Annotated in this window: 13 protein-coding genes; 6 read left to right on the forward strand and 7 right to left on the reverse strand. The window is 66.7% G+C overall.

Annotated elements, in window-relative coordinates; genetic code table 11:
* Window positions 1–33: 33 nt before the first annotated feature.
* Window positions 34–825 carry a fumarylacetoacetate hydrolase family protein gene (locus GOQ09_RS18160; RefSeq protein WP_157614785.1) on the forward strand — a complete coding sequence of 264 codons (792 nt, stop codon included), beginning with the start codon at window positions 34–36 and terminating at the stop codon, window positions 823–825.
* 22 nt (window positions 826–847) lie between these two features.
* Here the strand turns inward: GOQ09_RS18160 and pmbA are convergent, their stop codons facing one another.
* Window positions 848–2,218 (reverse strand): metalloprotease PmbA, encoded by a 1,371-nt coding sequence (gene pmbA / locus GOQ09_RS18165; RefSeq protein WP_157614786.1) that lies wholly within the window; start codon window positions 2,216–2,218, stop codon window positions 848–850.
* 104 nt (window positions 2,219–2,322) lie between these two features.
* Between pmbA and yjgA the strand changes: the two genes are divergently transcribed.
* Both yjgA and mog read left to right on the forward strand, forming a co-directional pair.
* Complete coding sequence (gene yjgA, locus GOQ09_RS18170) at window positions 2,323–2,979, forward strand: ribosome biogenesis factor YjgA (protein WP_157614787.1); 657 nt, start codon at window positions 2,323–2,325, stop codon at window positions 2,977–2,979.
* A 121-nt stretch (window positions 2,980–3,100) separates the two neighbouring features.
* Window positions 3,101–3,691, forward strand: a complete 591-nt coding sequence (gene mog, locus GOQ09_RS18175; protein ID WP_157614788.1) for a molybdopterin adenylyltransferase — start codon at window positions 3,101–3,103, stop codon at window positions 3,689–3,691.
* A 17-nt stretch (window positions 3,692–3,708) separates the two neighbouring features.
* Here mog and GOQ09_RS18180 read toward each other — a convergent pair whose 3' ends face one another.
* Window positions 3,709–4,461, reverse strand: a complete 753-nt coding sequence (locus GOQ09_RS18180; protein WP_157614789.1) for an SDR family oxidoreductase — start codon at window positions 4,459–4,461, stop codon at window positions 3,709–3,711.
* 308 nt (window positions 4,462–4,769) lie between these two features.
* On the opposite strand from GOQ09_RS18180, the gene GOQ09_RS18185 reads away from it, so the two are divergent.
* On the forward strand, window positions 4,770–5,447 hold the full coding sequence (locus GOQ09_RS18185) for a heavy metal response regulator transcription factor (RefSeq protein ID WP_157614790.1): 678 nt from the start codon (window positions 4,770–4,772) through the stop codon (window positions 5,445–5,447).
* Window positions 5,448–5,477: 30 nt separating this feature from the next.
* Here the strand turns inward: GOQ09_RS18185 and GOQ09_RS18190 are convergent, their stop codons facing one another.
* Together GOQ09_RS18190 and GOQ09_RS18195 are read right to left on the reverse strand one after the other, a co-directional pair.
* Window positions 5,478–6,743, reverse strand: a complete 1,266-nt coding sequence (locus GOQ09_RS18190; protein WP_157614791.1) for a cation:proton antiporter — start codon at window positions 6,741–6,743, stop codon at window positions 5,478–5,480.
* Between the two features lie 34 nt (window positions 6,744–6,777).
* Window positions 6,778–7,116, reverse strand: a complete 339-nt coding sequence (locus GOQ09_RS18195) for a winged helix-turn-helix transcriptional regulator (RefSeq protein WP_157614792.1) — start codon at window positions 7,114–7,116, stop codon at window positions 6,778–6,780.
* 121 nt (window positions 7,117–7,237) lie between these two features.
* Between GOQ09_RS18195 and GOQ09_RS18200 the strand changes: the two genes are divergently transcribed.
* A complete protein-coding gene (locus tag GOQ09_RS18200; RefSeq protein WP_157614793.1) occupies window positions 7,238–7,816 on the forward strand; it encodes a carboxymuconolactone decarboxylase family protein in 579 nt (192 codons plus the stop codon).
* Window positions 7,817–7,850: 34 nt separating this feature from the next.
* On the opposite strand, the gene GOQ09_RS18205 is transcribed toward GOQ09_RS18200, so the two are convergent.
* Window positions 7,851–10,118 carry a heavy metal translocating P-type ATPase gene (locus GOQ09_RS18205; protein WP_157614794.1) on the reverse strand — a complete coding sequence of 756 codons (2,268 nt, stop codon included), beginning with the start codon at window positions 10,116–10,118 and terminating at the stop codon, window positions 7,851–7,853.
* A gap of 72 nt (window positions 10,119–10,190) precedes the next feature.
* Here GOQ09_RS18205 and cadR point away from each other — a divergent pair, with 72 nt between their 5' ends.
* On the forward strand, window positions 10,191–10,664 hold the full coding sequence (gene cadR, locus GOQ09_RS18210) for a Cd(II)/Pb(II)-responsive transcriptional regulator (protein WP_157614795.1): 474 nt from the start codon (window positions 10,191–10,193) through the stop codon (window positions 10,662–10,664).
* 44 nt (window positions 10,665–10,708) lie between these two features.
* Here cadR and GOQ09_RS18215 read toward each other — a convergent pair whose 3' ends face one another.
* Complete coding sequence (locus GOQ09_RS18215) at window positions 10,709–11,245, reverse strand: DUF4256 domain-containing protein (RefSeq protein ID WP_157614796.1); 537 nt, start codon at window positions 11,243–11,245, stop codon at window positions 10,709–10,711.
* Between the two features lie 7 nt (window positions 11,246–11,252).
* Complete coding sequence (cysE, locus tag GOQ09_RS18220) at window positions 11,253–12,023, reverse strand: serine O-acetyltransferase (RefSeq protein ID WP_157614797.1); 771 nt, start codon at window positions 12,021–12,023, stop codon at window positions 11,253–11,255.
* Between the last annotated feature and the right edge of the window lies 1 nt (window position 12,024).

A 12,024-nucleotide genomic window follows, 5' to 3' on the forward strand; every position in this document is an offset into this window, starting at 1 on the left:
ATCGCTCACCAAAAGATCCAGGAGACAAAGATCATGTCCAGTTCACGACGCGGCCTGCTGGCCGGCTCTGCCGCCATGGCGGCCGGCGCAGTTGCCGGTTGCGCCCTGCCGGCCGGCGCATCGCGCGCGCCGCAAACGCCCTTCACCGTCGCACAGACCACGGTTCCGATCGTCGGCAGCGAGCAGGCGTTTCCGGTGCGGCGCATCTACTGCATCGGCCGCAACTATGCGGCCCACGCGCGAGAAATGGGTTCCGACCCGACCCGCGAGCCGCCGTTCTTCTTCCAGAAGCCGGCGGATGCGATCCAGGTCGTGATGCCCGGCACCGTGGCCGACCATCCGTACCCGACGCTCACCAAGAACTATCACTACGAGGTGGAGCTGGTCGTGGCACTTGCCAAGGGCGGCCGCAACGTCGCGCCCGCGGATGCGCTAGGCCTGGTCTATGGCTACTCGCTCGGCCTGGACATGACCCGCCGCGACCTGCAGCGCGAAATGGGCGACCAGAAAAAGCCCTGGGAAATCGGCAAGAGCTTCGACCATTCGGCGCCCATCGGCCCGATCCATCCGGTGGCCAAGGTGGGGCACTACACCGACGGGGCGATCTGGCTCAAGGTCAACGGGCAGACCAAGCAGAACGCCACGCTCAAGCACATGATCTGGTCGGTGGCCGAGCAGATCAGCCGCCTTTCGCAGGCTTTCGAGCTGATGCCCGGCGACATCATCTATTCGGGCACGCCGGAGAACGTGGGCCCGGTGGTGCGCGGCGACGTGATCGAGATCCACATCGACGGGCTGCCGAACCTTTCGGTCCGGATCGTCTGAGCGAGAAAGGCGGCCGCCAGCCTCAGCTGCCGGCCACCTTCATGCGGTTGACCAGGACGGAACCCGTGGTCTTGGCACCGAAGGTGTAGGCGTCGGCGCCAATGGCCTCGATGCCCATCAGCATGTCCTTCAGGTTGCCGGCAATCGTGATCTCCTGCACCGGAAAGGCGATGCGGCCCTTCTCGACCCAGAAGCCGCTGGCGCCGCGCGAGTAGTCGCCGGTCACGTAGTTCACGCCCTGCCCCATCAGCTCGATCACGAAGAGGCCGGTGCCGAGTTTGGCGAGCATGGCGTCGAGGTCGTCGCCAGCCTTGGTGAGGCGCGAGCTCAACGTGAGGTTGTGCGAGCCGCCGGCGTTGCCGGTGGTCTTCATGCCGAGCTTGCGGGCCGAATAGGTCGACAGGAAGTAGCCTTCGAGCCGGCCGGCATCCACCACCTTGCGCGCACGGGTAATCACGCCTTCGTCGTCGAACGGCGAGCTGCCCTTGCCGCGCGGAATGTGCGGGTCTTCGGCCACGTCGACATGCTTGGGCAGCACCGGCTTGCCGAGCGAGTCGAGCAGGAAGGTGCTCTTGCGGTACAGCGCTCCGCCGCTCACGGCCTGCACCAGCCCGCCCAAAAGGCCCACGGCCAGAGGCGACTCGAACAGCACCGGGCATTCGGTGGTCTTGATCTTGCGCGACTTGAGCCGGCTCAGCGCCCGCTCGGCGGCGTAGCGGCCCACGGCTTGCGGACTGGCCAGCTCGTCGGCCGAGCGCATGGAGCTGTACCAGGAGTCGCGCTGCATGTCGTCGCCCTTGCCGGCGATGGGTGCAACCGAAATCGAATGCCGCGAGCTGGCGTAGCCGCCGCGGAAGCCGTGCGTGTGGGCGCTGAAGAAGTGGCTCTGCTGCGCCGAAACGCCCGCGCCTTCGCTGTTGGTAATGCGCTTGTCGGTCGAAAGCGCCGCCTCTTCGCATTCGAGCGCCAGCCTGGCGGCCTGCTCGCTCGTCACGTCCCAGGGATGGAACAGGTCGAGCTCGGGGTGGTCCTTGGCAATGTCTTCCTCGTCGGGAAGGCCGCTCACCGGGTCTTCGGCCGTGAAGCGGGCAATGTCGTAGGCCGCCTGCACCGTCTGGGCAATGGCCGCCTCCGAAAAATCGGAAGTGCTGGCGTTGCCGCGGCGGTGGCCCACGTACACCGTGATGCCCAGCGACTTGTCGCGGTTGCGCTCGACGTTTTCGAGCTCGCCCTTGCGGACCGAGACACTGAGGCCGCAGCCCTCGGAGGCCTCGGCGCCGGCATCGGTTGCACCGAGCTTTTTGGCGTGGGCCAGGGCCGTGTCGACCAGGTTTTCGAAGAAGGAGCGGCTGTAGGCGAAGCCGGAATCGGCGCGCGAGGAAGATGTCGTCATGTGGTGGCTATGATACTTGCGCCCCCTATTTTCCGTTTCCCCCGGCTCGCCCCTGTGCATTGCACGCGTTGCAAGGCCGCACGGCGCGGCCCAGAATCCACCCCATGTCCCGCAAACCCAAAAAAGGCTATTTCGTCCGTGGCCAGTTCGTTGCCGAAGGCAGCGAGCTCGACCTGGAGCTCAAGCGCGAGCTCAAGGGCACCGACGAAGCCAGCCGCACCGACCTGAAGCGCGAAAGCGACGAACTGCAAAAGCTCGGCACCGAACTGCTCGGCCTGCGCGCCGGCCTGTTCGACGCGCTGCCGCTGGACGAAAAGCTGATCGATGCCGTGGCCGAAGCCAAGCGCATCACCAATTTCGAAGGCAAGCGCCGCCAGATGCAGTTCATCGGCAAGCTGATGCGCAAGCTCGAACCCGAAGTGCTGGAAGCCGTGAAGCAGGCCCTGGCCGAACAGAACACCGTGCCCGCAGCCGAAGCCGCCGCCCTGCACGAGGCCGAGCGCTGGCGCGACCGGCTGATTGCCGACGACGACGCACTGGGCGGGTGGATCGAAACCCACCCCGGCACCGATTCGCAGCAGCTGCGCGCGCTGGTGCGCCAGGCCCGCAAGGACCTGAAAGCCGGCCCGCCGGGCGAAGCGCCGCGACAGGGCAAGGCGTACCGCGAGATCTTTCAGCTGGTGCGCGCGCAGCTGGCGGTGCATGGCGGTAGCGACCACGCAGCCGCCGCGGCGGCGCAAGACCGGGAAGACGACGCGTGAACCACCTGTATTTCTCCCTCCCCTCCCGGGGGAGGGCCGGGGTGGGGGCAAGCGGCGCATCCATCGGGCACCCTGGCTGCCCCCATCCCAACCTTCCCCCGGAAGGGGAAGGAGCAACACCATGAGCACACCTGATTCCATCCGCATCGGCATCGTCTCCATCAGCGACCGCGCCTCCAGCGGCACCTACGAAGACAAGGGCCTGCCTTCGCTGAAGGAATGGCTCGGCCGTGCGTTGAAGAACCCGATCGATTTCGAAGCGCGGCTCATTCCCGACGAAGCCGCCCTCATCAGCGCCACGCTCATCGAGCTGGTGGACGCCGGCTGCTCGCTGGTGCTGACCACCGGCGGCACGGGCCCGGCCTTGCGCGACGTCACGCCTGAAGCCACGCTGGCCGTGGCCCACAAGGAAATGCCCGGCTTCGGCGAGCAAATGCGCCAGATCAGCCTGCGCTTCGTGCCCACGGCCATCCTGTCGCGGCAGGTGGCGGTCATTCGCGACAAGAGCCTGATCATCAATCTGCCGGGGCAGCCGAAGTCGATTTCGGAAACGCTCGAAGGGCTGAAGGATGCCGACGGCAAGCAGCTCGTGCCGGGCATCTTTGCCGCGGTGCCCTACTGCATCGACCTGATCGGCGGCCCGTATCTGGAAACGGACGATACGGTGTGCAAGGCCTTTCGGCCGAAGTCGGCCATCCGGCCCGCGGGCTAGGCGCCGAGCGAACTGGGTCAAGCCTTCCGGCGCTGCCGGACCCAGGCCTCGAAGCCGGTCGGCGCCAGACGAGCACCGGCAGCCGGCGTAAGAGAGCGGTCATCGAGGCGCACGCCGAAGTAAGCCGCCTCGGCATCGGTCACGACCTGCCGGGCGTCACCCGTCGCTGCAAGAAAACGCCGCACCAGGTCGTCGAGCGGCACGGCCTCGGGCCCTGCGATCTCCACGCGACCACCGGCTGGCGGCTCGTTCACGATGTCGGCCAGCGCGGCAGCCACGTCTTCCGCCGCAATCGGCTGCACCAGCGCGTGCGACAAGCGAATTTCACCGCCCGCGCCGCCCGCATTGGCAATGCCGCCCAGGAACTCGAAGAACTGCGTCGCCTGCACGATCGTGTAGGGCACGGGCGAGGCTTCGATCAAGTCCTCCTGCGCTTGCTTGGCGCGGAAATAGCCGCTGGCCAGCAGCCGATCTGTGCCGACGACCGAGAGCGCGATGTGGTGGGCCACGCCGGCTTCGGCCTCGGCCGCGAGCAGGTTGCGGCCCGAGGTCTCGAAGAAGCGCAGCACAGCCTCGTCCTCGAACGAAGGCGAGTTCGCCACGTCGACCACAACCTGTGCACCCGCCAGGGCCTCTTTCAGCCCCTCGCCGGTGAGCGTGTCGACGCCCGTGGAGGGCGAGGCGGCGACGACTTGGTGGCCGGCGTCGCGCAGCCGCGCGGCGAGCTTGGAGCCGATGAGGCCGGAGCCCCCGATGATGACGATCTTCATGGTTGATTCCTTGTGAAAGGCAGTCCAGGGAACGCCCCCTTGGACGTCCTTTCAAGCAAGACGTCCGGCGGGAATGGTTTGTGACACCGGGGCCGAAAAACCAGGTGGAATCGACGTCCCGCCGGTGGGCGAGGCGACAAGACAACGGCCTGCAACCGCGTAAGCGCGCCAAGTGGCACGGCTCCTGCATTGCCCCTTCGAACCGCAGGCCCACAGCGCAATGTGTGACACGGGGCCGGCGCCCAGTTCGTCGTTCGAAGGACAGCTTCGCACTCCGCCCCCACTCACCTCCCAACTAACATCGGTCGATGCGAATTCTGGTCATTGAGGGCGAGCCCCAGCTCGGCGATCAACTGAAGAAGGGCCTGGAGCAGAACGGGTACGCAGTCGACATTGCGCGCGATGGCGCCAAGGGCCGCTACCTCTCCGCGGAGCACGACTACGCGCTGATCCTTCTCGACGCGGTGCTTCCCGGCGCCGACGGCTTTGCGGTGCTGCGCGCCATACGGCGTACCGGCACCGTGCCCGTGCTGGTGCTCACGGCGCGCGACAAGGTCGAAGACCGCGTGAACGGCCTGCGGCAAGGCGCAGACGATTACCTGGTGAAGCCCTTCACGCTGCCGGAGCTGCTGGCGCGCGTGCGAGCCCTGCTGCAACGCGGCAAGCCGAACGAGTCCACCACATTCCGCCTGGCCGATCTGGAGCTCGACCTCGCCAGCCGCAAATGCGCTCGCAACCACCAGCGCATCGAGCTCACGGCAAAGGAGTTCACGCTGCTGGCGGTGCTGCTGCGCAACAGGGGGCATATCGTCTCGCGCAGCACGCTCGCCGAAGAGGTGTGGGACAGCACGCTCGACAGCGACACCAACGTGCTCGAAGTCGCCATTCGCAGGCTGCGCGCCAAGATCGACGACCCTTTCGACCCGAAGCTGCTGCACACGGTGCGCGGCAGCGGCTACGTGCTCGAAGACCGTTCCTGGCCTTGAGCCCGCCTGCTGGGCCGCACCCGCTGTTGACTAGGGCTTTGCGCGAGCCGGTGTTTCGTCCGATGCGGCGGCAGGCGCCTTGGTGCGGCCCATCACCACGTTGATCAGCGGCCCCGTCATCGCGGTGGTCACCAGCGCCATCACCAGCAGCATGGTGAAGAGCTCGGGGCCGATCAGGCCGGCGTCCAGGCCGATCTTCATCACGATGAGCTCCATCAGCCCGCGCGCATTCATGAGCGAACCGGTGGCAAGGCTGTCGCGCCATCCGTAGCCCGCCATGCGCGCGCCGATGGCGCCACCGGCCAGCTTGCCGATGGTGGCGACGCCGACGATCAGCAGCATCGCGCCCACGCTAGCTCCCGTAAAGGCATTGGCGGTGGTGCCCAGCCCCGCCAGCGCGAAGAACAGCGGCATCAGCACCACGATGGAAATCGGCTCGATGCGCTCGGTGAGCGAGTTCAGCAAACGGTCGTCACGCGGCAGGCAGGCGCCGAACAGGAAAGCGCCGAACACGGCGTGCAGGTGCAGCCACTCGGTTGCCAGTGCGCACACCAGCAGGCCGATCATCAGCGAGGCCATCATGGTGGTCGAAGGCTCGCCGTTGGGTGCGCGCGTGCGCAGCAGCCACGCAAAGGCCGGCTTCATGCCGAAGAACAGCACGGCCAGCAGCACCACCACACCGGCGGTGGTCTTGAGCAGGCCGGTGTAGCCCTCCCCCGCGCCGGCCAGCGCCACCACCAGCGCCAGCAAGATCCACGCGAACACATCGACCACGGCCGCCGCGCTCAACGAGAGCTGGCCGAACGGCGTGCGCGTGAGGCCGCGATCTTTCAGGATGCGCGCCATGACGGGAAAAGCAGTGATCGAAAGCGCCGCCGCCATGAACAACGCAAACGGCCAGAAGCCCACGCCCGCGGGCGCCAGCGACGGATGCAAGGCCGGCGAGATCGCAATGCCCAGCACCATTGGCACCGCAATGCTGAGCGCACCCACATAGCCGGCGGCCTTCAGCTGCGCGCGCACGCCTTGCGCGGCCCGCAGTTCGAGCCCGACCACGAACATGAACAGCACCAGCCCCACCGTCGAGAGCGACGAGAGCCCCTCGAGGTGGCTCTTGGAGAAAAGCTGCGCATGCAACGAAGGGAACAGCGCCCCCATGACCACCGGCCCCAGCATGAGGCCGGCCGCCATTTCCCCGACCACACTCGGCTGGCCCACGTGGCGGAGCACCCAGCCGCAGATGCGCGCGGTGCTCAGGATGACGATGAGTTGCAGCAGGAGAGACGTAGCGGACATGGACCGAAGCGCTGGTGGACGTGAATACGCGATGTTAGTTTTGTTCGGGCGCCTCGAACCAACGGTCGGCCCATTGGTTCAGCGGCTTGAGCCGCTTGACGAGTTCACCGCCCGATTCGGTGAGCACGTAGCCCGCATCGGCCAGCGCGACGATGCCGCCCGCGCGCAGTTCCTTGAGCCGGTCGTTCAGCACCGAAGGCGACATGTCCCCCGTGCTCACACGCAAGGCCCTGAAGCTCTGCGGCAGGCCATCGCGCAGCTCCCACAAGATGCGCAGCGTGCCCTTGCGGCCCAGTTGCTCCAGCAGCCGCATGACGGGCCGGCGTGATGCGGCAGGGGCCGATGACTCTTGCGGTGATTCGGCTTTGCTCATGGATGTAGTTCTCAAGATAGTTGTCCGGCCGCCATTGCGCTACGCATTTCGTAGCGATAGACTGCACAGGTCGCTACGCTTTTCGTAGCGATTTGAACCGCATTCTACGAAGGATTCGACCATGACACCCCTCGCTGCAACAGACAACCGCGCTCCCCGTATCCAGCCGCTCGAAGCGCCCTACCCCGAACCGACTGCCGACTTGCTGGCGCGAATGAACCCGCCCGGAAGACCGGAAATCCTGGCGCTCTTTCGCGTGCTGGCCATCAACCCCGAGCTGGCCGAGCGCACGCTGGACCTCGGCCGCTATCTTCTCGGCCGCAAAGCGGCTATCGACCTGCATGATCGCGAGGTGGTGATCACGCGCGTGTGCGCGCGCTGCGGCGCGGAGTACGAATGGGGGGTGCACATCGCGGCCTTCGGCGATGCCGCGGGCCTCAGCGCTACCGACAGGCGCGTGATGGCGTCGGCCACCGAAGATCTCGAGCTGCTCGCACCCCGGGACCGCCTGCTGGTCCGGCTGGTCGATCAGCTGCACGACACCAGCCATGTGGACGACGAGCTCTGGCAGGCGATGTGCACCCACTGGAGCCCACCGCAGCTCATCGAACTGATGATGCTCGCGGGCTGGTACCACGCCGTGAGTTACGTGTGCAACGGGGCGCGCGTGCCGCTTGAAAAATGGGCCGCGCGCTGGTGACACCGGAGCTTCGACCAACGGCTCCCCGGCCGGCTCAGCCGCGGTCGCCCGCGGTCTTCGGCATGCGCATCAGCCGCAACCCGTTGGCCACCACCAGCAGGCTCGCGCCCATGTCGGCAAACACGGCCATCCACATGGTGGCGCTGCCGAACACCGCAAGCACGAAGAACGCGCCCTTGATGCCCAGCGCCAGCGTGATGTTCTGCCACAGCACCGCGTGCGCCCGGCGCGACAGGCGAATGGTCTCGGGCAGGCGCCGCAGGTCGTCGTTCATGATGACCACGTCCGCCGCCTCCATGGCCGTGTCGGTACCGGCGCCGCCCATTGCAAAGCCGATGGTTGCCTGAGCCAACGCTGGCGCGTCGTTGATGCCATCGCCCACCATGCCTGCAACGCCGTGGCGCTGCTGGAGCGCCTTGACGGCGTCGAGCTTCTCTTCGGGCAGCAGGTTGCCGCGCACGTCTTCGATGCCCGCATGCGCGCCGATTGCCCTGGCCGTGGCGGCGTTGTCGCCGGTCAACATCACCGGCGTGACGCCGAGCGCGCGCAGCTCGGCCATTGCAGCCCGCGAAGACGGCTTGATGGTGTCGGCCACCGCAAACAGCGCGAGCACCTCCTGGCCGGAGGCCAGCAGCGTGACCGTGCGCCCTGCTTCTTCATGGCGCTTCAGCTCGGCCTCGAGCGCCGGGGTGCACAGCCCCCGCTCCTCGATCAGCCGGTGGTTGCCGAGCACATAGGCCCGGCCTTCATGCGTGGCCTGCACGCCGCGCCCTGGCAGGGCAGTGAAGTCTCCGACCTCCAGCGCTTCGATCTCCAGGCCCTCGGCAATGGCCTTGGACACGGGGTGGTCCGACCGGCTTGCGATGCTTGCCGCAATCGCAAAGACCGCGTCCTTGTCCGTCGCGGCACCAAGCAGGCCCGATTCGACCAGCCGCGGCTTGCCTTCGGTGATGGTGCCCGTCTTGTCGAGCGCCACTGCCTTCAGCTTGCGCGCCTCTTCAAGATAGATGCCGCCCTTGATGAGAATGCCGCGCCGCGCCGCCGAGGCCAGCGCGCTCACCACGGTGACAGGCGTCGAGATGACCAGCGCGCAAGGGCACGCGATGACCAGCAGCACCAGAGCCTTGTAGATGGCCTGCAGCCAGGTCCACCCCATGAGCCAGGGCGTGAGCACCGCCACTGCAATGGCCACCGCGAAGACAGCGGGCGTGTAGACCGAGGCGAACTTGTCGACGAAGCGCTGCGTGGGCGCGCGCGAACCTTGCGCCTCTTCGACCGCATGGATGATGCGGGCGAGCGTGGTGTTGGCTGCCACCGCCGTCACACGGAATTCAAGCGCGCCCGTCTGGTTGACGGTGCCCGCGAACACCGCATCGCCGGCCGCCTTGTCGACCGGAATGCTCTCGCCGGTGACGGGTGCCTGGTCGATGGCGCTGGTTCCTTGGGTGACGACGCCGTCGAGTGGTACGCGCTCGCCGGGGCGGATGCGCACCATGGCGCCCAACGCCACGGTGTCGGCCTTCGCCGTCTTCCAGCTGCCGTCGGGCTGCCGCACCTCGGCCTGCTCGGGGGCCAGCGCCAGCAGCCCCTGGATGGCATTGCGCGCGCGATCGACTGCGCGGGCTTCGATCATTTCGGCAATGGCATAGAGCGCCATCACCATCGCGGCCTCGGGCCATTGCCCGATCAGGAAAGCCCCCGTCACAGCCACGGCCATCAGCGCGTTGATGTTCAACCGCCCGCGCACCAGTGCCGCGAAGCCCTTCTTGTAGGTGTCGAGCCCGGCCAGGCCGATGGCACCGAGCGCAAGCGCCATTTCCAACGCGGTGAACCCGGCCCCCTTGGGCGCGAGAAAGGAAACTGTCTCGGCCGCAATGGCCAGCACCAGCGCTGCAACCAGCCGCAGGAGTTCGGGCGTCATGAAGCCGGCACCCGCCGCGCCGCCGGCAACGGGCTGCGCGCCCGCCACGTCGTTCAGCGGCTCGGGCTTGAACCCCGCCTTGCGAATGGCTGCCAGCGCATCAGGCAATGCGGCGTCATCGGCCGTGATGGCCATGGTGCGTTCGCCGAGCCGGAAGCGCAGCCCGCTGATGCCGCGAACGGGCTCGAGCGCGCGCCGGATCTCAGACTCTTCCACGGCGCAGTCCATCGTGGGAATGCGAAAGAGCAAGGCGCCTTTCGGAACGTCGGCCATCTGGATGGGAGCGGACGCCGACCCGCAGGCGGAGTTGCCGCAGCACGCCGTTTCGGCAGGGGCGTGAGCGCGCGGCGCCAGGGGTTTCAGGGCATTCTGGTTCGTCATGAAAGCCATTGGAAACCCTGAAGCAGGTGTAGAGTCAAACGACAAATTCCTTCACTTCGTTCTTGCCGCATCATGAAAATCGGAGAGCTGGCCAAGGTCGCGAACACACCGGTCGAAACCATTCGCTACTACGAGCGCGAACAGCTGCTGCCCGAGCCGGCGCGCACCGAGGGCAACTACCGCATCTACGACGACGAGCACGCGCAACGCTTGGGCTTTATCCGCCGCTGCCGTTCACTGGACATGACGCTCGATGAAATCCGCAGCCTGCTGCGGTTCCGCGATGCGCCGGGAGAAGACTGTGGCCAGGTCAACCAGCTGCTGGACGACCACATCGGCCACGTGGCGGCCCGCATTTCGGAGCTCAAGCTGCTGGAGAAACAGCTGAAGGCGCTGCGCCAGCAATGCTGCGGGGCCGAGTCGGCGCAGAACTGCGGCATCCTGCAGGAGCTGGACACCGCCACGCTCGCAACAGACCCCTTCGGCCAGCACGCGGGGCATGTGCACGGCTCGCTGCACAACACATCCGCCAAACGCTCGTCCTGATATGCCCTGATGTGATCCAGTGCGCGATCACATCGACCGCGTGCTCACACGCGAAGCAACCCGCGAAAGCCCCTTGCCGCGTAGTAAGACTGGGCACCGTTGTGATACACGAACACCTTGCCATAGCGGTGGTCGCCGAAGAGCGCTCCGCCAAGTGAGCGAACGTCAGGCGGCGTCTCGATCCAGCTGGAAGTCTTCGCATCGAACTTGCCGAGCTTCTGCAGCTCCCGGTACTGTTCTTCCGTCAACAGTTCGATGCCCATGGCGGCCGCCATGCCAAGAGCACTGTCCTGCGGCTTGTTTTCCTTGCGCGCGTCCAGCGCTTCACGGTCATAGCAAAGGCTCCTGCGGCCTGCCGGGCTCTCGGGGGCGCAATCGCAGAACGTGATTTGCCCGGTTTTCTTGTCCTGGCCGATCACGTCCGGCTCGCCGCCGGTTTCTTCCATGGCACCAATCGACTTCAGCGCAGCGGGGTTGCCTTCGAGCCTTGCCTGGACGTCGGCCCATGCGATGCCCTTGTGGCGTTGCATGCTTTTCTCGAAGCGCGCTTGCAATGTCTGAAGCAGTTCTTGCGTCTTCATGGTTCTGCTATTTGCCTATGAGCTGGGTGAGCTTCTCCGCTTCGAAGCTCTCGTCGCGCGCCGCGTCGCAGGGCACGCAGTCCTTGGTGCCGGGGTGCGCAGACAGCTTCTCGATGGCCTGCCACAGCAGCGCGATCTGGTGCTCCTGCCCAGCGGCGCTGTCGATCAGCCCGCGCATGGCCTGGCTGAGCGGGTCGTCCTCCTGCGTGATGCCGTAGGCGGAGAACTTCTGCGGCGCGGCCACATCGGCGCTCTCACCCGCTTTCGACGGAATGATGCGCGCGGGAATGCCCACCGCCGTCGCCCCCGCAGGCACAGGCTTGATGACCACCGCGTTGCTGCCGATCTTGGCGCCGTCGCCAACCTCGAAGCCGCCCAGCACCTTGGCCCCCGCGCTCACCACCACGTTGCGCCCCAGCGTCGGGTGGCGCTTGGCGCCCTTGTAGAGCGAGGTGCCGCCCAGCGTCACGCCCTGGTAGATGGTGCAGCCGTCGCCGATTTCAGCGGTTTCGCCCACCACCACACCCATGGCATGGTCGAAGAACACCCGCTCGCCAATCTTGGCGGCCGGGTGAATCTCGATGCCCGTGAGCCAGCGCGCCACGTGCGCGATAAAGCGGGCCGGCCACTTGAAACCGTGCGTCCAACAAGCGTGCGCCCAGCGATGCAGCACCACGGCATGAAAGCCGGGATAGACCGTGATCACTTCCCAGGCGCTGCGCGCGGCCGGGTCGCGTTCGAGGATGCACCGGATGTCGGCGCGCAAACGAGAGAACATC

The organism is Variovorax paradoxus, from assembly GCF_009755665.1.
GTDB lineage: Bacteria > Pseudomonadota > Gammaproteobacteria > Burkholderiales > Burkholderiaceae_C > Variovorax > Variovorax paradoxus_G.